11 protein-coding genes and 4 pseudogenes are annotated in these 23,645 nt (G+C 59.0%); 10 read left to right on the top strand and 5 right to left on the bottom strand.

Translation table 11 applies throughout. The features are described 5' to 3' along the window. Window positions 1-59: 59 nt before the first annotated feature. The gene (locus ACZYHG_RS36630) at window positions 60-776 is read left to right on the top strand and encodes an IS6 family transposase (RefSeq protein WP_464615483.1); all 717 of its coding nucleotides are present in this window, start codon (window positions 60-62) and stop codon (window positions 774-776) included. Between the two features lie 52 nt (window positions 777-828). Here ACZYHG_RS36630 and ACZYHG_RS36625 read toward each other — a convergent pair. Next, a pseudogene (locus tag ACZYHG_RS36625) lies at window positions 829-1,081 on the bottom strand (transposase); the annotation flags it as partial. Between the two features lie 69 nt (window positions 1,082-1,150). Further along, window positions 1,151-2,862: pseudogene (locus tag ACZYHG_RS36620) on the bottom strand (vitamin B12 dependent-methionine synthase activation domain-containing protein); the annotation flags it as partial. Window positions 2,863-2,980: 118 nt separating this feature from the next. Between ACZYHG_RS36620 and ACZYHG_RS36615 the strand changes: the two are divergent. Beyond that, window positions 2,981-4,074 (top strand): annotated as a pseudogene (locus tag ACZYHG_RS36615) (IS1595 family transposase). A gap of 165 nt (window positions 4,075-4,239) precedes the next feature. Next, window positions 4,240-7,215, top strand: a complete 2,976-nt coding sequence (locus tag ACZYHG_RS36610) for a Tn3 family transposase (RefSeq protein ID WP_464615482.1) — start codon at window positions 4,240-4,242, stop codon at window positions 7,213-7,215. A gap of 39 nt (window positions 7,216-7,254) precedes the next feature. On the opposite strand, the pseudogene ACZYHG_RS36605 reads toward ACZYHG_RS36610, so the two are convergent. Next, window positions 7,255-8,348: pseudogene (locus tag ACZYHG_RS36605) on the bottom strand (IS1595 family transposase). Between the two features lie 1,461 nt (window positions 8,349-9,809). On the opposite strand from ACZYHG_RS36605, the gene ACZYHG_RS36600 reads away from it, so the two are divergent. Together ACZYHG_RS36600 and ACZYHG_RS36595 are read left to right on the top strand one after the other, a co-directional pair. After that, complete coding sequence (locus ACZYHG_RS36600) at window positions 9,810-10,205, top strand: hypothetical protein (protein ID WP_464615481.1); 396 nt, start codon at window positions 9,810-9,812, stop codon at window positions 10,203-10,205. A 5-nt stretch (window positions 10,206-10,210) separates the two neighbouring features. After that, window positions 10,211-11,923, top strand: coding sequence for a DGQHR domain-containing protein (locus tag ACZYHG_RS36595; protein WP_464615480.1), 1,713 nt, complete (start codon window positions 10,211-10,213; stop codon window positions 11,921-11,923). A gap of 82 nt (window positions 11,924-12,005) precedes the next feature. On the opposite strand, the gene ACZYHG_RS36590 is transcribed toward ACZYHG_RS36595, so the two are convergent. Continuing rightward, window positions 12,006-13,634 carry an IS1634 family transposase gene (locus ACZYHG_RS36590; RefSeq protein WP_464615422.1) on the bottom strand — a complete coding sequence of 543 codons (1,629 nt, stop codon included), beginning with the start codon at window positions 13,632-13,634 and terminating at the stop codon, window positions 12,006-12,008. A 482-nt stretch (window positions 13,635-14,116) separates the two neighbouring features. Beyond that, window positions 14,117-16,225, bottom strand: a complete 2,109-nt coding sequence (locus tag ACZYHG_RS36585; RefSeq protein WP_464615479.1) for a helix-turn-helix domain-containing protein — start codon at window positions 16,223-16,225, stop codon at window positions 14,117-14,119. A gap of 173 nt (window positions 16,226-16,398) precedes the next feature. Here ACZYHG_RS36585 and ACZYHG_RS36580 point away from each other — a divergent pair, with 173 nt between their 5' ends. From ACZYHG_RS36580 to ACZYHG_RS36560, 5 genes are all read left to right on the top strand, one after another. Then, window positions 16,399-18,231: a type II toxin-antitoxin system HipA family toxin gene (locus ACZYHG_RS36580; protein WP_464615478.1), complete on the top strand. Its 1,833-nt coding sequence runs from the start codon at window positions 16,399-16,401 to the stop codon at window positions 18,229-18,231. 195 nt (window positions 18,232-18,426) lie between these two features. Beyond that, window positions 18,427-19,455 carry a DGQHR domain-containing protein gene (locus ACZYHG_RS36575; protein ID WP_464615477.1) on the top strand — a complete coding sequence of 343 codons (1,029 nt, stop codon included), beginning with the start codon at window positions 18,427-18,429 and terminating at the stop codon, window positions 19,453-19,455. Next, complete coding sequence (locus ACZYHG_RS36570) at window positions 19,448-21,079, top strand: radical SAM protein (RefSeq protein WP_464615476.1); 1,632 nt, start codon at window positions 19,448-19,450, stop codon at window positions 21,077-21,079. Before ACZYHG_RS36575 ends, ACZYHG_RS36570 begins: the two co-directional genes overlap by 8 nt. After that, the gene (locus ACZYHG_RS36565; protein ID WP_464615475.1) at window positions 21,076-22,653 is read left to right on the top strand and encodes an ATP-binding protein; all 1,578 of its coding nucleotides are present in this window, start codon (window positions 21,076-21,078) and stop codon (window positions 22,651-22,653) included. The genes ACZYHG_RS36570 and ACZYHG_RS36565 overlap by 4 nt, the downstream gene beginning before the upstream one ends. A gap of 524 nt (window positions 22,654-23,177) precedes the next feature. Next, window positions 23,178-23,582 (top strand): hypothetical protein, encoded by a 405-nt coding sequence (locus tag ACZYHG_RS36560; RefSeq protein ID WP_464615474.1) that lies wholly within the window; start codon window positions 23,178-23,180, stop codon window positions 23,580-23,582. Window positions 23,583-23,645 lie beyond the last annotated feature (63 nt).

Here is a 23,645-nt window from a genome sequence, read left to right as displayed (position 1 = left end):
CCGCTCAAACGGCACCGTAACGTTAACCGGGCATCGATCAAAATGTGGGATCTGGCGGCATGACCAGATTTTCCCGTGATCCTCTTTATCGTCGCCACCGATTTCCGGCGCAGGTGATTGCCCATGCCGTTTGGCTCTATTTCCGGTTTCCGCTCAGCCTGCGGATGGTCGAGGATATGCTGGCAGCTCGTGGCGTCATCGTCTCTCACCAGACCGTGCGACTTTGGGCTGAGAAATTTGGCAGACACTTTGCCAATGATATCCGGAAGCGATCGGCCGGCAAGCTCGGCGACAAATGGCATCTCGATGAGGTTGTCATCACCATCGGTGGAAAGAAACACTGGCTTTGGCGCGCCGTTGATCAGGACGGGTTTGTTCTCGACGTGTTGGTGCAAAGCCGTCGCAATGCCAAGGCGGCAAAGCGCTTGATGCGAAAGCTTCTGAAAGGGCAAGGCCGTTCGCCGCGTGTGATGATCACCGACAAGCTTCGATCCTACGGTGCGGCGAAGCGGGAGATCATGCCAGGCGTCGAGCATCGCTCGCACAAGGGCCTGAACAATCGGGCGGAGAACTCTCATCAACCCGTCCGACGGCGGGAGAGGGTCATGAAGCGCTTCAAGTCAGCGCGACATCTTCAGCGTTTCGTTTCCGTCCACGACCCGATCGCCAACCTCTTTAACGTTCCCCGCCACGATATTCCATCCACCCACCATCGAGAACTGCGAGCAACTGCCATGCAAGCATGGCGCCAAATCGCCCGCCTTCACGCCGAATGAACCAAAGCCTCACTCCCAGATCTTGGTTTCACAGCGTTAAGTTTACGGTGCCGTCGGCGGCCCTGCGGGCCAGGATGACCGTCGCCGACTCGTAGGAAGGGCACGCATGCGAGGATCGCCACGACCCGAGATAGGCCGTGATAGTCGACCTAGCGCGATTGGTAGCGGCGGGTCGTCAGGCCCAGCCAGGCGGCGACGGAGCGAGATGTCTTGAAATTCTCTGGATCTTCGATGGCCGACACAAAGGACGTCACGACGGTCACACCAACACCAGGGATCGACATGAGGATTCGACAGGTCTGGCTTGCCGCGCATGACAGCGTGGCACGCAAAACACCAGCACTGTTAAAGCGAAACGACAGAGCTTCCCCTCGCTATTCAGCCGCCTCGGCATGGGGCACCGGAACATAGTTGAGGATCGGTCCGAGCCAGCGCTCGACCTCCGCCAATGGCATCGCCTTGCGGCGCGCATAATCCTCGACCTGGTCGCGTTCGACCTTGGCGACGCCGAAATAATAGCTTTCGGGATGCGACAGGTAGATCCCCGACACCGACGAGCCCGGCCACATCGCATAGCTTTCGGTCAGGCTCACGCCCGCATTGCCCTCCCCGTCGAGCAGCCGGAACAGCGTCGCCTTCTCGGTGTGGTCGGGCTGTGCGGGATAGCCGGGCGCCGGGCGGATGCCACGGTAGGGTTCACCGATCAGTTCGTCGGGCGCCAGCGCTTCGTCGGGCGCGTAGCCCCAGAACTCCTGGCGCACCTTCTCATGCATGCGCTCGGCAAAGGCTTCGGCAAAGCGGTCGGCCAGCGCCTTGACCATGATCGAGGAGTAATCGTCATTGGCCCGCTCGAAACGCTCGGCGATCGCCACTTCCTCGATGCCGGCGGTGACGATGAAGCCGCCGATATAATCGGGCTTGCCGCTGTCCGACGGGGCGACGAAATCCGACAGCGCGACATTGGCCTTGCGGTCGCGCTTGGTCAGTTGCTGGCGCAAAGTGAAGAACGTCGCCAATTCCCCGGATCGTGCCTCGTCAATGAACAGCCTGATGTCGTCGCCGACGGCATTGGCCGGCCAGAAGCCGATGACGCCGCGTGGCGCGAACCATTTTTCGGCGATGATCTTCTTCAGCATCGCCTGTGCGTCCTCGAACAGCTGACGGGCAGCGGGCCCCTGCGCTTCGTCCTCGAGGATTTTTGGATAACGGCCCTTCAGCTCCCAGGTCTGGAAAAACGGCGTCCAGTCGATATAGCGCGCCAGTTCGGCGAGGTCCCAGTTCTCGTAAACCTTGATGCCTGTGAAAGACGGCTTCGGCGGCTCATAGGCAGACCAGTCGATCCTGTGCGCGTTGGCTCGTGCCCTGGCCAGCGGCAGCCGCTGCTTGTCGGCTTCGGAGCGGGCATGCGCATCGGCGACCTTCTTGTACTCGGCGCGAACCGCGTCGACATAACCGCCCTTGGTCTCGTTTGACAGCAAGGAGGACACAACGCCGACCGCCCGGCTGGCGTCGGTGACATAGACCGTCTGCCCCCTGGTATAACGCGGGTGGATCTTCACCGCCGTGTGCACGCGGCTGGTCGTCGCGCCGCCGATCAGAAGCGGAATGTCGAAGCCTTCACGCTCCATCTCGGCGGCCATGTGCGCCATCTCGTCGAGCGACGGCGTGATCAGGCCGGACAGGCCGATGATGTCGACTTGTCTCTCGCGCGCCGTCTGCAGGATTTTTGCCGCCGGCACCATGACGCCGAGGTCGATGATCTCGTAGTTGTTGCAGGCCAGAACCACGCCGACGATGTTCTTGCCGATGTCGTGGACGTCGCCCTTGACCGTCGCCATCAGGATCTTGCCCGCCGTCTGGCGCTCGCCATTGTCGATGCCATTGGCGGCGTTGGCCAGCTTCTCAGCCTCCATGTGCGGCAACAATCCGGCGACGGCCTGTTTCATCACCCGCGCGGACTTCACCACTTGCGGCAGGAACATTTTTCCCGCGCCGAACAGATCGCCGACAACGTTCATGCCGGCCATCAGCGGGCCTTCGATGACATGCACGGCCGCTCGGCGGCAAGCCGCGCCTCGTCTGTATCGGGGGTCGGAACAAGAACCGTTCCCGCAGACACGCGGCCTTTATCAACCAAAGACCGCAATATCCTTGTGACCTATGGCCTTTCATGCGATTCTTCGGGCTGGTCTAAGGAGGTGAGAATGCCTGAAATACTTGCAGCGCTTTCCAACATTCGGACTGTTGAAGAAATGATCGCGGCCTTCCGGGATGAGCAGCATTGCCGTCGGTTGCTGGAAAGCATGGTGTGGCCGGATGGCCGGATCTGCCCCGCCTGCGGATACAAACGCTCGATTGCGCTTGCCGGTCGCGATACCGGCAAGCGTCGCGCCCGACCGGGTCTTTATCAATGTTCCAGCGGCGATTGCCGGTTCCAGTTCACGGTGACGACACACACGCCTCTGCACTCCACGAAGCTTCCCTTGCGTGTTTGGCTGAAGGCCATGTGGCTGTTACTGCAATCCGACAAGGGCTTGTCGTCGGTGCGCCTGGCCGAGGCGCTCGGGGTGAGCCAGCCAACGGCCTGGCGGATGGGACATGCACTGCGTCTCATGGTGGCGCGGGAGAACATGCTCGCCGGCACGGTGGAGATCGACCATTTCCATCTCGGTGGAAGGCCCAGAAAGAATCCCGACGACCCGCCTCCGGGCCGCGGCCGGAAAGGCCAGGCGAATACGGACAAAACGCCAGTCATGGCAATGGTGCGGCGCCCGAGTGACGTCATGCCTGGCACTCTGGCCGGTGACGCGCGTGCCGCGGTCGTGACCAGTCTCTCGGCGCGAGCAAGCGAACGCGTCATTGAAGCGCAGATCGAATTGGGAGCTCATTTGATGAGCGACGAGTGGAAGGCATTCATGGCCATTGGTAGAGCTTTGCCAAGCATGAGACAGTGAAGCATTCCAGCGGTGAGTATGTGCGCGACGCCGTCCACGTCAATTCGGTCGAAGGTTTCAACTCCCGCGTCCGCCGTACCATCGCCGGCGTCTTTCATCATATCAGCCCGCAGCATGCCGACCTGTATTTCCACGAGGTCGGCTTCCGATGGTCGCAGCGCGTCGTCACAGGAAACGTCATTCGCAAAACCCGGCATGGCCGGGAGAGCGTGCGAACCTTGTGGTCGCGCGTGCCGCCTGCGCTGCAATTGACGAATGTTTTTCGCACCGCCACGGGTCGTCAGATGCGCCGAAGCCCGGATGGCGGCATCATCATCAAATCAGCCGTCGCTGTCTTTGGTTGATAAAGGCCTCGTACGCTAAGGGCGAACGGATCATGAACTCTACTGTAGTCCGGCTGTGCAGCATCCGATCCCTGTGGATTGCCATCGCAGGGCACCAATTTTGATTTCTTCGCCCCTCCGACTCGACAACGCTCCCGGCAGATTAGTCGTGGATGGAGTTGGGCGATGGGTAAACGGAGGCTTCTCAAGGTTCAGGATCGACAGAGACTTTTCGATACACCAACCGATGAGGACGGCCTCATCCGACACTATTCGTTGTCGTCGGCTGACAGGCTTGAAATTGGACTTCGCAGACGAGAACACAATCAGCTCGGATTTGCCGTTCAGCTCTGCTTGATGCGATATCCAGGCAGGGTGTTGGCGACCGATGAAACGCCGCCTCGCGCAATGCTAAAGTACGTTGCTGAGCAGATTGGCGCCGACGCTGGAAAGTTTGCGCTCTATGCACGCCGTGAAGAAACGCGTCGCGATCACATTGCTCGCTTGATGGTTTATCTGGCCGCGCGGAGCGCGACGGGGCAAGACCGTAGAGCTGCGCTGTTGGCTGCAATTCAGGCGGCCGCGATCTCCGACGACGGTGGCGCGATAGCGAGTGCTACTGTCTCCATGTTTCGTGAACGCGGATCTCTTCTGCCGTCAATTGACACGATCGAACGGATCGGTCTTGCCGCCCGCGCCATTGCCCGTCGGCGGGCGGAGAGAGCGCTGATCGAAGAAATTTCGGTCGATACGCTTCAATCATTGGATAAGCTGTTGGAGGTTGACCCGGCCATCGGGCAAACGCGCTTTCATTGGCTGCGATCAGCGCCGGATGCGCCAGGTGCGTCAAACCTGGTCGGGCTGACCGAACGGATCGCGTTCCTGCGCAAGCTAGAAATCGATCCGAAATTGCAGATGCGCATATCGTCTGGACGGTGGGATCAGATGATCCGTGAGGGCAACGCCACACCGGCATGGCTGGCCAACGACTTCAATGCCAGCCGTCGACATGCGCTGATCGTGGCGCAGATTATCAAGCTCGGCCAGAAGCTCACTGACGATGCAGTGTCGATGTTCATCAAGCTGATCGGCCGGCTGTTCTCGCAAGCCAATAACCGCAAGAAGCAGCGGCACATGGACTGCAGGCCGGATACGGCCAAAGCGCTACGCATGTTCCTGGACACGATCACAGCCCTGCAGTCCGCGAACGATTATGGCCGCAACGCATTGGAGGTTCTCGATCAGGAAGTTGGATGGCACCGGTTGCTTCGGATGAAGCCTGAGCTTGAGTCGATGGTCGAGGATAACGAGGCGTCGCCTTTGACCTTGGCGGCCGAGCAATATGCGACCGTCAACAAGTACGCCGGTGCGTTCCTGCAGGCGTTCACATTCCGCTCAGCGCGCCGCCATGATCCCCTTCTTGCGGCGATTTCGCTGCTGAAACGGCTCTATGCCGAGAAGCGGCGGAGCCTTCCGGATCGCGTCCCGGTCACCCACCTCAGCCAAGCTGATCGACGACTAATCCTCGGGCAGGAGAAGCCCGATCGCCGTCTCTATGAGATTGCTACGCTCGCGGCTTTGCGAGACCGCCTTAGATCCGCGGACATTTGGGTCGACGGCAGCCGATCTTTCCGACCGATCGACGAGCACCTGATGCCGCGGTCAACGTTCACAATCCTGAAAGATGAAGGTCGCCTCGGACTTGGTGTCCAAGAAGGCGGTGCGGCGTGGCTTACCGAAGCGCGGCAGATGCTCGACTTCAACCTGAAGCGCCTGGCGCACAGGGCACGATCCGGGAAGCTCGACGGTGTTCGCCTTGAAGCTGGTACCTTGATCGTCACGCCGACCGCCGGCGAGGTTCCCGCTGCAGCCGAGGAACTGAATGCCGAGATCAGCGAGCTTTATCCGTTGGTCGAGGTGCCAGATCTCTTGAGGGAGGTGCATGAATGGACCGGCTTTGCGGATTGCTTCACCCATGTTCGCACGGGCGACACTCCGAGGAATGTCTCGGCCATGCTGGCTGGCGTACTGGCCGATGCAACCAACCTTGGTCCTAAACGGATGGCCAGCGCGTCCAAAGGGATCAGCGCTCACCAGATCAGTTGGATGCGCACCTTCCATGCCCGGTCAGAAACCTACCGTGCGGCCCAGGCCTGCGTGACGGACGCACACACCCGCCATCCGCATTCTCGCCTTTGGGGCAATGGCACGACGTCGTCATCTGATGGCCAATTCTTCCGAGCAAGCGACCGCGCCGCAAAGCGCGGAGATATCAATCTACATTACGGCAGTGAGCCCGGATCGAAGTTCTACAGCCATCTGTCAGATCAGTACGGCTACTTCAGCATCTTGCCCATCAGCCCGACCGAAAGCGAGGCCGCCTTTGTGCTCGACGGATTATTCGATCAGGACACAATCCTCGAGATACAGGAGCACTTCACCGACACCGGCGGCGCGAGCGATCACGTCTTTGGGCTATTCGCTCTGATCGGCAAGCGGTTCGCACCGCGACTGCGCAATCTCAAAGATCGGAAGTTCCACACGTTTGAGAAAGGCGATGCATACCCGGCGCTGTCGAACCACATCGGAGCGCCAATCAACACCACCCTGATCCTCGATCACTGGGACGATCTGCTTCATCTGGCGGCATCGATCACCACCCGTGCCGTTGTGCCCTCGACGATCCTGAAGAAGCTCTCGGCATCACCGAAGGAAAGCCAACTGGCCAAGGCTCTTCGGGAACTCGGCCGCATCGAGCGGTCGCTATTCATGATCGAATGGTACTCGAGCTCGACACTGCGCCGGCGCTGCCAAGCCGGCCTCAACAAGGGGGAGGCAGCGCACAAACTCAAACGCGCAGTCTTCTTTCATGAGCGTGGCGAACTCCGCGACCGGTCGTTCGAAAGTCAGGCATTCCGCGCATCGGGGCTCAATCTTGTCGTCAGCGCGATCGTCCACTGGAACACGGTCTATCTCGACCGCGCGGTCACAGAGCTCAAACGAGCGGGAAGGAACATCCCAGATACGCTGTTGAAGCATATCTCGCCGCTGAGTTGGGAGCACATCAACCTGACAGGTATCTACACCTGGGATAGCGAGCAACATCTCCCGGAAGGCTTCAGGTCGCTTCGCCTCCCGCCAGGGCTACGCCGTGCCGCATAACGTTCCTGCTCCGTTCGACCTTAGCGTACGAGGCCTTTATCAACCAAAGACAGCGACGGCTGATTTGATGATGATGCCGCCATCCGGGCTTCGGCGCATCTGACGACCCGTGGCGGTGCGAAAAACATTCGTCAATTGCAGCGCAGGCGGCACGCGCGACCACAAGGTTCGCACGCTCTCCCGGCCATGCCGGGTTTTGCGAATGACGTTTCCTGTGACGACGCGCTGCGACCATCGGAAGCCGACCTCGTGGAAATACAGGTCGGCATGCTGCGGGCTGATATGATGAAAGACGCCGGCGATGGTACGGCGGACGCGGGAGTTGAAACCTTCGACCGAATTGACGTGGACGGCGTCGCGCACATACTCACCGCTGGAATGCTTCACTGTCTCATGCTTGGCAAAGCTCTACCAATGGCCATGAATGCCTTCCACTCGTCGCTCATCAAATGAGCTCCCAATTCGATCTGCGCTTCAATGACGCGTTCGCTTGCTCGCGCCGAGAGACTGGTCACGACCGCGGCACGCGCGTCACCGGCCAGAGTGCCAGGCATGACGTCACTCGGGCGCCGCACCATTGCCATGACTGGCGTTTTGTCCGTATTCGCCTGGCCTTTCCGGCCGCGGCCCGGAGGCGGGTCGTCGGGATTCTTTCTGGGCCTTCCACCGAGATGGAAATGGTCGATCTCCACCGTGCCGGCGAGCATGTTCTCCCGCGCCACCATGAGACGCAGTGCATGTCCCATCCGCCAGGCCGTTGGCTGGCTCACCCCGAGCGCCTCGGCCAGGCGCACCGACGACAAGCCCTTGTCGGATTGCAGTAACAGCCACATGGCCTTCAGCCAAACACGCAAGGGAAGCTTCGTGGAGTGCAGAGGCGTGTGTGTCGTCACCGTGAACTGGAACCGGCAATCGCCGCTGGAACATTGATAAAGACCCGGTCGGGCGCGACGCTTGCCGGTATCGCGACCGGCAAGCGCAATCGAGCGTTTGTATCCGCAGGCGGGGCAGATCCGGCCATCCGGCCACACCATGCTTTCCAGCAACCGACGGCAATGCTGCTCATCCCGGAAGGCCGCGATCATTTCTTCAACAGTCCGAATGTTGGAAAGCGCTGCAAGTATTTCAGGCATTCTCACCTCCTTAGACCAGCCCGAAGAATCGCATGAAAAGCCATACATCACAAGGATATTGCGGTCTTTGGTTGATAAAGGCCGCGTACGATTTCGCACTGCTCTTGTTCCGACCCCGGGTAAGGGCAACAACTCCCTGGAAAGCGGATTGGCTTCAAACGGATTATAAGCGATGAGTGGTTGCCACCGTTCGTCGCGTAGTTTCCAAAGATTGGGCTCTGGAAATATGACGACGGCGCTCACATTGCGATTGCGCGGAGCGCCGTGGCGTCCCCAGTAGCCGTCATTTGTCCGGTCGTTCTCGGTATCAAATCCGCCGTCGGGCCGTCGGCGAAAATGAACGCAGGGACTTCCAAACAAGGCGTCAATCAGTGCGTCGGCAACATGGTCGCCTACGGGAATCGATCCTTTGCAGTCGGCAACGACGATTAGATACGGTGTTTCGGAAATCCGGTACCTTTGTCCCTTGATCTCAAGGGCCTGGCGGAGGTCAAGATGCGGCGCAACCGATCGCACACCGCTCATGGCAGCCGCAATCTTGCGCTCATACAGCTTCTCCTTGTCGTACCCACCATGAAGTGTGAGCTCGATCTTCCAGTCAGAAGCGTCGAAAATGCGGCTGGGCATGTGCTGAACATTGTCGCCGCACTCCTGTGCCCCCCAGGCCTCGACTTCAGATCTGAGCTTGCCAAGACTGGGTGATGATTTGCCGTGCTTTTCGACGCTGTAACCCATCAGCCACCCAGCTGGCAGCTTCACCGTTTCCAAAGCATTGTAAATTGCTGCCTCACGGTTGTCTCGGCCCACTGTCTCCAAGTCCGGCCCGAACGTCGTGACTTCTACGAAGGCCAAAGGACCTCCGTTCCCATCCTTGACCAAGAAGTCCGGCCTACGTGTTGGATGCGGAGAGACAGGATGAATCTCCACGGTATGTCCGAGTTGGCGCAATGCTGCGTGAACAACAATTTCGGCCATTGTCGCTTGATACTGAACGTTCGAACCGCCGCGTAATCGTTTGACCAAGTCGGCCTGTTCCGCTTGCGGGAACTCCGCCAACCATCCGTTTACGAGCTGACGATAAAGGGCAAAAGGCTTGCGAGCTGAGCTGTCGTAAAACGCAAAATCGTCTTCCCCTGCCTTCTTTGGCGACGTCCTATCCCTTTTCTTGTCTTCAAATAGGGCGGGCATGGTTACCTCTTTTGACGAGTCCTCAGAAATGATCCGGCGGAATTTCGCCAGATAGCGCCGGATCGATGTGCCGAACGACATTGCGGGTCTTTGTCCGAGCGCCATGTTCCGCCGGCTCCAGGTTCTTTTATGGGAGCGCTTCTACTGAGCCGAGAAAGACAGCGCAACGATTTGGGCATATGTGCTGTAGATACTCTACTGCAATACGTGAATCGTGGGTCGGATTGGATTACTTGCGCTCAAACTGATGCGGCAAGCATGCGGGGAAGGACGATGGCGGCTTCTTTGGGGATGTTGGTTTCGGATGACGAACTGCGCGTTGCGTCCGTCGTGCGAGCGAAGAAGGTGGACGAGAAGACGGTGTCGGCCGGTTCAGCCGCCGCGCTAGACATGAAGCTTGCGGCAGAAGAGGCGGACGGGTGGACGCTCGCGAAGCGAAACAAGCGGTCGCTTCGCCTTGAGCGTGCCAAGCCTATCGATCGGCAGCTCGAGGATGATGTTTGGACGCTGCTTTACCGGATGGGCTTCAAGGCGCTAAACCCTGATCGAAATTTCTACATCGTGGGGAAGGATGGGTCACGGCGGCAGCTCGATGTTTTCGCGAAGGACGATGAGACGGTTTCGTCGTCGAATGCACACATGCACAGGATACTGCAACCAAGTCCGTAAAGCAGTTGCTCGACAAGATTGGGGCGATCAGAGAAGACGTCGTCACCGCGGTGCATTCGACGTTTGGCCGGGATCCAAAGCTGAAAGTCAAAATCGCGATCGCAACACGAAACGTCGACATCCGCACTGCCGACCGGCAACGTGCCGCGGCAGCAGGCGTGCCGATTATCACAGAGGCCGACGTCGCGTATTTTTTTAAGCTCACCAGTATTCTGAAATCGGCGGCGCGATACCAGTTTCTCGGCCGTTATCTCAAGGGTGAAAAAGTTGAGGGTCTGCGTACGCGCGTCCCGGCGAACCGTGGCAAAGTCGGTAACACGACCTTCTACAGCTTCCTGATGTCGCCCCACGACCTGTTGCGCATCGCCTACATCAGTCATATGGGCGCTACATCCAACGAAGACCTTGAGACGTACCAGCGCATGGTGAAGCCTACACGGCTCCGATCAATCGGCGCCTATCTCGATCGCGGCGGCACGTTCCCAACCAACATCGTCGTCAATGTTAAGCTCGATGGCCTGAATTTCAACAGCCAGGAAACGTTGGGAGATACCGCGACTGGCACTCTCGATCTTCCCGGCCAATACGGGTCCGCATGGATAATCGATGGGCAGCATCGGCTCTATGGCTACGCGTACGCAGGGCGCGATGCCGATGAGGACCGGTCCGTCGTCTCCGTTCTGGCTTACCAGAACCTGCCGGTCCGGCAGGAAATAGAGATGTTCGTCGACATCAATACGCAGCAGGTCAAGGTTCAGCGCAATCTGGTGAATGAAATCATCTCGTCGCTCAACATCGACGACGAGGACCCGCGCAAGCGGCTGGACGCGATGTGCGCGCGCATCGTGCTGAAGCTGGACGAGGAAAAGCTGTCTCCGGTCCGTGACCGCATACTCACAGTCGGTCAACAGAAGGACAATTTCCAGTGTCTGACCCTCACCTCTCTCGCCGATGGAATCGAGGGCAACAGTCTCCTCGGATCGGTTCACAAGTCGGGTGGCAAGAAAGGTAGTTTCAGGCTGATCCCCGGCCCGCTGGGTACGTTGTCCGACGACTCGGCGGCCATGATGAAAAAGGCGACTTCCACGTTGTCAGGCTATTTCGCCATTTTTGCGGGTGGCCTGCCGGAACACTGGGCACTGGGCGATGCCAAGGGCGGCTATCTCTGCACTAACTTGGGTCTGCGGGCATTACTAGTTCTGCTCCGCAAGCTCACCGTCTTCAGCGAACGCGACGGTACGCGCGTGGTGTCGCTTGAAGCTGATGACATCGTCGAACTCATTAGGCCGCTCGCGCAGCACGTAGTCGCCTATTTCCATGATGCATCGCCTTCCGACGTCGCCCGCTTTCGCAACCGCGGCAGTTCGCTTGCTAGTGTCGATCAAAATGCCCTGCAGATGATGGCAATCATCCATACCGCTGATCCCTCGTTCGATCTCCCCGAGGTCAAACGCTACCTTGAGAACCAGGATGCCGAGGGGACCCGACAAGCTCGCATCATGATCGATGAGATCAACCAGATTCTCTTTGACGATGTCCTGACCACGCTGAAGGCCAAGTTTGGCGAGGAGAAAGATGCCTGGTGGCTATCTGGCGTGCCAAAGGCGATCCGGATTGAAGCCGACAAGAACTATAACAACGACAATGGCGAGCACGAGCGTTGGCGCTATCTGTACCTGATCGACTATCTCGGCATTGTGCTTCATGACCCCACTTAAACACCGCCTGTAAGAATATGTTATTATATCAGCACGTTAGGCGCGCGCCGGCGCGTGTTACCACTACATTTTGGGGATGATCTCAGGCGAGTTGTTCGTCGAGGTTGTGTGGCAGAGCGATGCCAGCTGCCTTGAAGACGTTGCCTACTTGGCCCGTAACGTGGGTTCTGGTGGTGACGATGCGACCATCCTTTTCGATGGTGGCTTCCTGGAGGCGGTCGAGATCGCGTAGAAGCGGCTGCCATTCGGGCGTCAGGCCTTTGGCCCGGCAGAGGCGGTACAGTTCCTTGCTGAGTACGAGCCCCAGGAACGAGCAGAACACATGCCCGCGGATGGCGGCATCGGATTGGTGGAAGATCGGCCGGGTATTGAAGGTTGCCTTGGCGGCGCGGAACAGGCTCTCGACCTCGAGCAAATCGCGATACCGCAGCACGGCCTGGAGCGGGGTCACCTTCGCGTTGGTCCGCACCACGGTGATGCCGTCGTACCGGGCTTCCTCGGCAAGCTTGCCGACATCGATCTTGAAGTTCTTGCCGCTGGCCTTGAGGTAACGCCGGTAGGCCGAGTTGCCGACCAGTGCCTTGTCGCCCTTCTTGAGCTGTGCCTCGAGGCCGGCGATGATCGCCTGGCGGTCGGCCTTGTCCTTCTCGGCCTCGGCGTCATTGCGGCTGACAATGTAGCGGTCTTTACCGACCTTGACCTCTTTGACCCACAACTGAGTTTCACCGCGCTGGCGCTCGAGAACGAGCGGAACCATCGGTGCCGCGTCATTGAGCACGACGTTGTGGATCACGCTGCTCGAGCGTTCGCGGGCCCCCAGAATGTATTCCATGCCCAGCTTTTCGAGCGCGGCGATGGTATCGGCGCTGATCATGCCGCGATCGGCGACAACGCAGGCGCGTGTGACGCCGAAGCGCGTTCGCAGCCGATCGACCACCGGCAACAGGACGGTCACGTCAGCGGTGTTGCCGGGCACCATCTCGGTGCAGATCGGCCGGCCCTCGGCATCAACGACCAGCGCCAGGATCATTTGCGCCAGATCGGGGCGGAAGTCCTTGGAATGCCCGCGCTTGCCCAGCGTCTCGCCGCCCGCGCCATGGAAGGACAACGAGGTGGTGTCCATGAATACAAGGCTGAGGTCGGTGAACAGGTCCTGCCGGCGCGCGAAGAGCTTTTCCTCGATCGCGTCTTTCACGCAGCGCGCCACCAGCGCGCCTTGCGCCTTTTCGCCGAGTTCCTCGCCCAGCCACGCCATGGCCCGGTAAAAGTGATGGAGCGCCAGACCCTCGGCGCCCTCGATACCATAATCGGCCATCCAGTTCGCGCAGTCGCGGTCCGAGCCCGAGACGAACAGCCGATGCAACGTGCCAATGAACACCGCCCGTTCCACCGCAAAGCCGAACTGGCGCCCTTCCAGCACCTCTTCCAGCACATCGCCGATCCCGAGCCGCTCCCACAGCCGCCCGAACAACAGCGGACCGCCGATGCGGCGAGAGGCAATTCGCCCCGCGTCAATGTCGGACAGGATGAGGCTGCGCTCGCCATGGCGCGCAATCGAGGCCGCCAATCTGTCAAGTTCGCCGCTGGCAACCAGCGCATCCTTGCGGCCCAGCGCCTTTATCGTGCGCTGGCGAACGGTTTTGCCGTCGCGGACACTTTCCACGAGGTAAAGATAGCGGTGGCCGCGCGCGACTCTCTCAACGACAAACATGCCAGCGTTGTTAGCGAATAAATGCCATAAAATCCATACAACATGCAGCTAGCAGATCAAACGTTGTTACCACACATTTTCGCGCCGAAAACTCGAGGCGAGTGAAGTCAATAGCTTAACGGACAGCGTTCGCCATCCGTTCACCTCCAACTGTTCAAGTCGGGCATGACAGCAATTGGGAGCTTTTCAAGGATCGCTACAATTTCTACGGCAAAGGCGCCAAGGCGACGCTTGTCCGGTGGATCGGCAAAGTCAACAAGGCGCGCACCGTCACGCACCATGCAGAAAAAGGCCCGCTGTCGAAGGACAAGGTCGAATATGTGAGACGTGTGCATGAACTTGTGAAACGCCACATCCTTGGGGGAGAGCCCGTCGACGGCCGCAAACAGCTGCTCTTCGATGGTTCTTCAAGTGACAGCGCCGGCTAACAGTCACGCGTTTTACCAATATTCGCATTTGGCTGTCAGCATAGAGTTGGGCAGTTAGGCTCCGCCAAGCTCGCTGTCAGGCTGAACTCTCGTTGCGCGCATGAGGGGTTCGAGTACCCAGACGCTCCAGGCATCTTGAAGGCGCTCGCTAACCTTTGATGCCGTCTGGCGCACGCCCTCGGTTGTTTCGAACCAATTGCGCCACGCGGCCGTGATGTCGCGTTTGTACCCGGCCCCTTGGCCGTAACGTTCCGCCGTCTGTGTCCAGATATCCGCGTCCGACAACAGTTCACCATAGGCGTCGCGGCCGATGGTGCGCGCCGCCGCCAGAAACTCCTGTCGGCTCTCACTTAGCCGCGCCCGAAGTGCCCTCAGATTCTGGCCGATCGCTTCAAGATCCTCATACTTGCTTTCGAGATCCATCAGCTTGTGCTCGATACGTTGCACGAGAGCTTGCGAACGCAAATTGGCATCGACCCGGACCCCCGTACCCAAGATGTGATCAACCTGGAAATTCTCCCAATCGCCTCGCCGATAGATCGAGGCGGCAATTGAACTGTGATGCCCCACCGCAAGCTGGTCGATGAGGTTCTGGTAGGCGGGGCGTACTGTTTCTGGAAGGTCGCCGACCGCGTGCAGGACGCGCGCCAGATCCTGCTCGATTTCCCGACGTGCTTCGCTCGTGCGAACGACATCGACATTCTCGATCAAGTTTCGAACGCCGTCTGCCGCATTCACGCCGCGAGCGGCATAGGCAGCCCGCATGCGAGCGATTTGACCGCGAAGAGCCGTCCAGATCTTGCCGGCGTCGTCGTTTTTTGCATCGAAGAAGTAAACCGGTGTCGGTGGTAGGCCCACATTGGCCAGAGCCTGTTCAATCTCCTTGCGCCGAAGGCCGTAGCCCTGCTGACGGGAGATAACAGGACCATCAAGGCCGGGCATTTCAAGGGCTTCGTCGCCGCGCGGCAATACAAGGATGCATTGCCGATAGCGCTCAGCCGCGTCGGATGCCGCGTCCTGCGATTCCTGAAGATGACGTTGGACGGTCGTATTCGGGGCATCTGCAAATTTGGTGCAGAGTACTAGGAGAGTCCGGGAGTCCTCTGCGTACGTGGTGATATCAGGACGCTGGGTTACGCCTTCCACGCCGCGAGTATCGATGACGGATAGGGTCTGACCATCAGCACTAAGATTGTTCGAAGGCATCAGGACGGTGATGCGTCGAGGGATACTGAAGCGCGGTTCCGCACCACTATTGATCGCCGATACCAGATTTGACACCCAAAGCAGGCCATCCTCTCGCCCCTCCGGAAGAATCATCTGGCGTTCCTTTCGAGCGGCCAGACTCATTCCGCCCACAATTCGATCGGTAACCTCGTCGATGCCAAGGCCCTCTTTCAGAAGGTCAACGATTGGGTCCTTGGTAATCGGCTCATCATTTTCCATGTGACTGACCGGCCTCATGCCAGCCATATTGCGGATCAGACGGCCTAGTTCGGCTGACAGCCCGCCGCCACTCGCCCCAGGCACGAGACTGGCGACCAATTGTTTCGTCAGTCTAACGACTTCCTCCTCCGTAACGGTATCGACAAGAACACCAAATGTAGGTGCGACGCGTATGGCCGTTTCGCAGACCGTGGTACGTCCAGGCCCCACCGGGAACGCAGGCCGGCGTCCGCTGCGGCCATCGCCAACCAGGAGTCCAACTGCATAGGTGAGCGCCATGGTTTTTCCGACGCCGATATCCCCTACCCAGGCCATAATGTGGTCACGACGGTCCAGATAGGCTTCCGTTATCTGAAGTTCATTCCGAAGCAGATCGATCGGTCCGCGCAGAATCGGGTCCGTCATTTGTTCCTGGAAGGCAAGGAGGTCTCGGGCGGCCCTATCGATCGTCCAAAGCGCCTCTCGGTCGGGATGCAGGAAGGATGGTGGCTTTGCGCGCAGCCAGTTTCGCGCGTAGTGTTCGCTCACTTCGGTCGCGGTCTGGGTACCGAATGCGGCCAAATAGCGTTCAGCAATTTCCGGCTCGACCTCATCTGCCTTCTCCAATTTGGAGAGCACGCTGGGAACAGTGTTCATCGCGCGTGCGAGAGTCGCCTGACTCATGCCACTAGCGTCTCTAACATATTTGAGCACGTCGGCTGGGATGGAGTGGACCATGATCTTTCTCTTTTCCACTCTTTGATGACACAAATCGCGAATATTCGCAAACTATCCCATCAGGAAATGAGATTTTGCGCGATTATAGGCCTTTGACGGCTTTTCGGGAACATTCTCGCTGACAGGCGGGCGAATGCGGTATAACTTTCGCGCATCTGAAAAACGGGAAAGTCATGCCGCTCCATCTCGTCGGTGAAAATCTCGACAGGCACCGAGCCTATATGGCCGCGCAGGCCGGCTCGCTCGTGAGCTTGCTGCGCGGCGTCTATGTGGACGCCAACGACGACGTAAACAAGACGGTGATGGACCATGCCGTCCGCATCGCTGCCTACCTTTATCCCCACGCCTTTTTGTCGGGTCCGAGTGCATTCCAGCTCGCGCCTACAGTGGACGGCCGCCTCTTCCTAAGTGGGCGTCGTAACCAGCGAAGCCGAATCCGGGGCCTCGAAATCATACAGAACCAGGCGCCTGACAACCCCTCGACGGTACCGGTCATCGTTGGCGACGACATGGGCGAGTTCCATATCACGGCCTCATCACCCGGCCAGCGTTTTCTGGAAGCTTTCCGTTTACGAAGCGAACATACAAGTGCAATCGACCCTGCTATGCGCCGAAGCATGGCTGACCGGTTGATCGAAGAGTATGGGAATGCAAGCTCTGCGGCCGATGCCATTTGGGCTCTGGCGCGCGCCAACAGATGGACTCGCGAGGCCGAAGCCGCAGAAGCCTTTCTCAACGCGGCTCGACCGGTCCAGGCACCCGTCAACAGGGCGCAAATTGATCTCGTCGTAGCTTGGCACGGGGAACCTGTCGGCCGACTGATCCATGATGGTGTGGAATGGCGCTGGACGGCGGCCGAGGGTCGACAGCCGCCATTGATCCGCCCGACACGCCCAGGCAGCCTACCCCCTTTTATCGAATCGCTGCTTCCGGAAGGCTGGCTAGCACACGTTCTCGATGATCGCGACGAACGGGAAACTCTCAGGACGAGCCGTCGCTACATGTCCAACATAACGATCGTCGACGGTTCCGTCGACTTGGCAACTGTCCCGCAGGATGTTCTGCAAGGGCGTCTTGCTCACTTCCAGGCTGGCGGACTCTTCACTGGCCAATACAAAGGGCCGACCCGACGTTCCCTCGAGGATACCTTCCAGGATAACCTTGCGCGCCTGTTCGCGGACGCAAACACACCGCGGCTGTCCGGCGTCCAGATCAAGGCGCCGATGTGCCTCAGGCAGGACGGTGATCTGGTTCCAGCAATCACCGAGCCTTTCACCCATATCCTGAAGCCTGCCGGGACGAGCGGTTTCGACGACCTGCCCATCGTGGAATGGATCTGCCTGATGCTGGCGCGCGAGGCCGCGTTCGATGTTCCGGAGGCGGTCCTCGTGCGCATGCCCGACCAGATGCCACCTGCCCTACTGATCGAACGGTTCGACATTCGCCGTACCCACAACGACATCCATCGACTTGCACTTGAGGATTTCTGCTCGATCCTCGAGCTCCCGGCGGCCCGCAAATACGATGGCACCGTGGAGCGAATGGCGCGCGGCCTGCGCCCCTTGTCCACCGATCCCGTTGCCGACATAGAAATCCTGTTCCAACGTGCTGTCTTCGCCTGGCTAATCGCTGATGGCGACATGCATCTGAAGAACTTGGCACTGCTCAAAATTGGCGAAGACGGCGCCGATGGCTTCACGCAAGTCCGGTTCGCCCCCGTCTACGATGCGGTAACCACCCGGCTTTTCCCGGGCCTCCAACACGACCGGATGGCGTTAAAGCTCAATGGCAAGGACGACCGTTTGACCCCCGATGATTTTCTCGCGCTTGCGCGGACGATCGAACTGCCGGTTTCCCGTGCCGCGCAACTGATGGCAAACTGCGCTCGACGGACCTTCGACTCGGCTCCCCATGTTGCTATACCTCTGGAGGCGGCTCCCAACGGAGATCTTATTCGGGATCGTATTGTCGCAATCGTGCAGCATCGCGCCGAACCTTTTCTCTGATAGAATCCGTGCCTTACCCTCGACCCAAAAACATTGCTCCGCACTGAGCGCGAGCGAACTTTTAGGGGGAATAGCAAGACGGCTTGTTGGATTGCCCGCAAAAGTTGCCGTGCAGACAAAATTCCGCCTTGACCTGCAGTTCCAGACTGCAGAATGTGCAGTCTGGAACTGCAATTTTGTCGTCGGATTCGAACAGTGACAACCGCTATTGTTATCGACTGCCTGAAAGGCCAATCGGCGCATAGGCCTGTGTTGCTCGGCTTCGCGCCGGCAGACGTTCTTTATCGCTTGAGCTTTGCCGACATCCTCGATGAGGATAGCCGTCGCGGGTATCAACGTCCTTTCAACGACCGTCACAGCCAGGACTTTCGGCGCTACATCAAGGAACCCGAAAGTTCGACGATCCCGCTGACGCTGAACCTGCGGCCGGCCTTAAATGACGAATGGCGGATCGAAGAGCTTCCGGACGGTCGAATTCGCCTGGAGATCTCGGCCGGCGCCCAGAAGATCATGGCACAGGTCGACTGCCAGCACCGCCTCGGTCACCTGGGCGACCTGCCGATTCCCCTCCCATTCATGTGCTTTATCGAGCTTTCCGAGCGCGAGGAAATGGAGGTCTTCAGCATCATCAACAGCAAAGCCAAGGGACTGAGCACCAGTCTGCTCGACTACCACGAAGCACAACTTGCCGAGGATCTGGCCCTCGAACGTCCCGAGCTTTTCATTGCATTCAAGCTGAACAACCAAGAAGACTCGCCGTGGCATCGGCGCCTGAACCTTGGCGGCAAGACGACCTCCGGACTGAAAAGGATCGTTTCGCTGCGAATGATGCAGCAAGCCATCCACGCGTTCCTGAAGGCGACCAAACTGTCTTCGAAGGGCTCGGTCGAGGAAGCGCTGCGTATCGTGCTGGATTTCTGGCGTGCGGTTGGCGTGGTGCTCCCGCAGGAGTGGGCCAATCCACGCAAGCATATGCTGACAAAGGGTGTGGGGGTCTATGCGCTTTTTCGCATCGCGGCGGATATTGTCAACGAATGCCGCGACGCTGGACGATCATGTGACAAGCGGGCGTTCATCACCGCACTTTCTGATTTCGCCGGAACGATCGATTGGTCCACCTCCGGCCCCCTCAAGGGCTTCGGCGGCCAAGGCGGCGTCAAGCAGGCGGTAGAATTCATTCGCGAAGTTCGGAAGCGCGCTCGTTATAAGGTGGTCAATGGCTAACAAGAATATTCTGCTGATCGAGCCCGGCTACAAGAACAAGTATCCACCGCTCGGCCTTATGAAAATTGCCCAATATCATGGACCGCGAGGGAAACGAGATCGCGTCCGATTCATCAAAGGGGAAGATCGCTCAGTTCTGAACCAGGCGTGGGACCGAATTTACATCACGACGCTTTTCTCTTTCGAGTACCCGAAGATTGCGCAGACGATCGATTTCGCGCTGGAGGTCGCCAACGGTCAAGCCGACAAAGTTTTCGTCGGCGGGATTGCCGCCTCATTGATGCACGAGCGCTTCATTGAGGAGAGACGCTGGCAGGGCATACGCTTCATCAAAGGGCTGCTTTCGGATCCGCCGGCTGTTGCGCTCCAGTTGGATGAGTTCTCAGAGGAGCTTTACGCCGAGGACACCGGTGGCCGCCCGATCGAGGATCTGGTCCCCGACTACGGCATCCTCGATCAGATCGACTACAAGTATCCGGTTCGTGATGCCTACTTCGCGTACACCTCCCGCGGCTGTATTCGAAAATGTCACTTCTGCGGAGTGCCAAAACTCGAGGGCGCGCAGCGGGACACGGAGTCACTGACGGCGCTCATCAAGGCCATCGACGCGCTCTACGGTCCGAAGAAGGACCTGACCCTTATGGACAACAATGTCGTCGCAAGCCCGCGCTTCAAGGAGATCATCGCCGAAATCCGCGATCTCGGGTTCACGCCAGGCGCCAAGCTCCAGCGCGAAGGGATGCGGGTGCCTGTCCAGCGCCGGGTCGACTTTAATCAGGGTGTTGATGCCCGGATCCTCTGCAAGGATCCCATGTACCTGCGCGAACTGGCGACCATCTGCCTCAAGCCGCTGAGGATCGCGTTTGACCATCTCGGTGTGAGGAAGCCGTACGAACAGGCGGTGCGGTACGCCGCCGAATACGGCCTCACCGAGCTCTCGAACTACATGCTCTATAACTTCCATGACAACCCTGCGGACTTGTTTGAGCGGATGCGGCTCAACGTGACTCTCAACGAGGAGTTAGGCGTGCGCATCTGGTCGTTTCCAATGCGCTTCCAGCCGACCGACCGGCCCGACCGTGGTCACATCGGCAGCAAGTGGACCCGTTACCAGCTCCGCTCGATGCAGCTCATCCTGCAGGCGACCCACGGCATCGTCAGCGGCGAACCCACCTTTTTTAAGCGGGCCTTCGGCAACACGTTCGAGGAGTACGAGCGTATCCTGGCTCTCCCGCACGACTTCATCTTCAATCGCGATTGGTATGAACGTTTCGATCCCGAGGAGCGGCTCGCTGCGTACCGGGCGGAGTTCAACAGGCTCGATGGCTATGAACGGCGCGAGCTGCTGGAGTTACTGTCGTCGTGCGATCCTCGACAGTTTGCGGGGCTGGCGGAGCTGGCCACAACGGCGGCACTGAAGCGGGTTCTTCGCTTCTACGTGCCAGTGCCTAAAGACGAACTGTTTGCAATTTGGGCGAAGCAGAAGGAGCTTACCCGGGGCGAGCCAACTGCCGAAACAGGTCTGGCGGAGGATGAACGGGTCGAGGACGCAGGCCTTGACCATGAAGAACCGGAGCCCTCGCCGGTCTGCAAATCGAATACGCATGAAGGGATCGCCGCATGAACGCGACGGCTGCAATCAAGCTCGCCCGGGCGGCGTCAACAAGTCGCGGGACGGCCGAACGCCACGAGTTGCCGGAAATCGTGATCGGCAAGGATGTTCTCGAGCTCGTCTCGAGCGCGATGTACGTCGACCCTATGACCGTGTACCGCGAATACATTCAGAACGCAGCTGACGCGGTCGATGCGGCTCGCGCGGATGGCCAGCTCGCTGCCAGCGAGCTTGGCCGCGTCGAGATTTCGGTCGAGCCTGGTAGCCGGACGGTCCGAATTCGAGACAACGGCTGCGGCGTTCCTTTCCAGGAATTCGGTCGCAAGTTGACCGCACTTGGTGGCAGTGCCAAGCGTGGGACACCGGCCCGTGGATTTCGCGGCGTAGGCCGGCTCGCAGGGCTCGCATACGCGCAGGAGCTGATCTTCCGTTCGCGCGTTCCGGGTGAGGCCAAAATTTCCGAACTGCGTTGGGATTGCCGCCAACTAAAGGTAGCTCTACGCGCATTGGAAGAGGATACAGGTATCGCGGAGCTGATCCGCCAAGTGACCACGCTGCAACGCGTCGAAATCTCCGACGCACCGGAGCGATTTTTCGAAGTTGAAATGAGGGGCATTGTCCGGCTGCGGAACGATCGCTTGATGAGCCCGACGGCGATTGGCGACTATCTGAGCCAGGTCGCTCCCCTGCCGTTCTCACCAGATTTCCGTTTCGGCGGGCAAATGACCGAGGCACTTTCGCATCATCTCGATCTAGGTGTGCTCGACATTCGAATCGACGCCGCCGAAGAGCCGCTCTATCGTCCGCACCGCGACCGGTTTGTGTTGGACAATAAGGCGGATATCACGTTCGATGACGTGACCTTTATCGAGATCCCCGGCATCGATGGCGACGCCGCGGCGGTCGGCTGGGTCCTGCATCATGAGTACGAAGGGGCGGTGCCGACCGGGACGCTCGTGAAAGGTCTTCGGCTTCGCGCGGGCAACGTCCAGGTCGGCGACCACACCCTTCTTGAGGATCTGTTTCCAGAACCACGGTTCAACGTTTGGTCTGTAGGCGAAGTACACGTGCTCGACAGGAAGGTCGTCCCTAATGGCCGGCGCGATCACTTCGAACAGAACGCGCACTACAACAATCTATTGAATCACCTGACGCCAACCGCGCGGGACATCGCTCGGCGCTGTCGGACAAGTTCGGTACGCAGAAAATGGGCGCGGGAATTCGAGCTGCAGGCTCAATCAGCCGAGGACACACTGTCGGTTATCAACCAAGGCGGTGTCAGCAGTGTGGAGCGGGAACGCCTCGCGCTCGTGACAGACCAAACACTGCTGCATCTATCCAAGGTAGCAAGGATGGACGTACTGAAAGACGAAGCTCATATGCGAGCCGCCGTGATAGAGAGAATTCGTGTTCGACTTGGCGAATTAATGGATGACGTTTCCCCGATCGAAACTCCTCTAATGCGCCTCCCGCCGGAGCAGCGGGCGATTTACCAGAAATTTTTCGATCTTGTATATGAATGCTCTGCAAATCGCGTTGCAGCCAAGTCTTTAATTGATCGAATAATGATGCGTCTTGAGAATTAGAGAGATCAGCGGAGTCGGCTTCGCCACGTCCAGGGTCAGCCTATTCGCGATTGCATCGTTAAGCTCTGAGCGCCAGCAGTTGCAAATGACAGTGTGGAGGCCTGCTTCTCGAACCGTCTAAGCAAGCGTCTCGGCACACTCCTTTGCTAGTGTTGCCGCTGCTCAGGTCAAGAATGTCAGCGAGCCAGATGAATGAAATTTCTCCCATCTGTGTAATCTGCGCCGAACGGCCGACTGTACGCTCTCACGTCCTGCCTCGGGCGCTTTTCCACGACTCAAAGCGCCCAAGGCGGACCATCATCATGGGGGGTCTCGAGGACGGCTATCGCGTAACCCAGTCGGGAAAACTGGATGAAAGCATCCTCTGCGAACGGCACGAGCGTCAGACCGGGCTTGCCGATGGCTATGGGATTGCCTTCTGCCGATCATGGCGGAGCCTAGCCACCGGCCAGCGCGGACCTGTGCTCCTCCCAAATCCGCAGCCGGCATTGCTGGTCAACTTCATCCTCACATGCATATGGCGCATGGCCGCATCGAGAACGCGCGGGCGGCCCGGACATGCGCTTGGCCACTACGCGGACCTTATCGAAGGTAGGCTGTTCGGACCCGGTGAAGGCTGCGACCCCGCAGTGTTCATCGAGAGCTTCGAGATCGATGACGGAGAAGGTGCGCCGCTTGTGATTGCAGTCCTGCCGTCTCCCGCAAATGCGGATCGGGGCTCGTGGCATTTCATTGTAAGCGGTCTCCGGTTCGTCGTCGACTTCACCGGACTGTTTGGAATTGGGTTGGAGCGCGCGAACTCGCTCGCGTTCGTGTCAATTGATCGGGGCGCGCTCCGTTCGGTCGACGAGGTCGATGGACTGCGCCAGAGTTTAAAGCGCATGAGTCTGCCAAGACGGCGGCCGTCCTCAGCAAAGCCCGGCCTCTGATCCATTCCGTACCTATTGATCAGGCCCCCTGCTTTGCCGTTGTGCCCGACTAAGTACCGCGTT

Source organism: Mesorhizobium subarcticum (assembly GCF_055456085.1).
This window is presented reverse-complemented; position numbering and strand designations above follow the sequence as displayed.

What these genes read in the sequence shown, in the direction of transcription:
- ACZYHG_RS36590 (WP_464615422.1), bottom strand. Translation starts at nt 13,634, where the DNA reads ATGTTTGTCGTTGAGAGAGTCGCGCGCGGCCACCGCTATCTTTACCTC.
- ACZYHG_RS36570 (WP_464615476.1), top strand. Translation starts at nt 19,448, where the DNA reads ATGGCTAACAAGAATATTCTGCTGATCGAGCCCGGCTACAAGAACAAG.
- ACZYHG_RS36600 (WP_464615481.1), top strand. Translation starts at nt 9,810, where the DNA reads ATGGCGGCTTCTTTGGGGATGTTGGTTTCGGATGACGAACTGCGCGTT.
- ACZYHG_RS36630 (WP_464615483.1), top strand. Translation starts at nt 60, where the DNA reads ATGACCAGATTTTCCCGTGATCCTCTTTATCGTCGCCACCGATTTCCG.
- ACZYHG_RS36610 (WP_464615482.1), top strand. Translation starts at nt 4,240, where the DNA reads ATGGGTAAACGGAGGCTTCTCAAGGTTCAGGATCGACAGAGACTTTTC.
- ACZYHG_RS36585 (WP_464615479.1), bottom strand. Translation starts at nt 16,225, where the DNA reads ATGGTCCACTCCATCCCAGCCGACGTGCTCAAATATGTTAGAGACGCT.
- ACZYHG_RS36580 (WP_464615478.1), top strand. Translation starts at nt 16,399, where the DNA reads ATGCCGCTCCATCTCGTCGGTGAAAATCTCGACAGGCACCGAGCCTAT.
- ACZYHG_RS36565 (WP_464615475.1), top strand. Translation starts at nt 21,076, where the DNA reads ATGAACGCGACGGCTGCAATCAAGCTCGCCCGGGCGGCGTCAACAAGT.
- ACZYHG_RS36560 (WP_464615474.1), top strand. Translation starts at nt 23,178, where the DNA reads ATGGCCGCATCGAGAACGCGCGGGCGGCCCGGACATGCGCTTGGCCAC.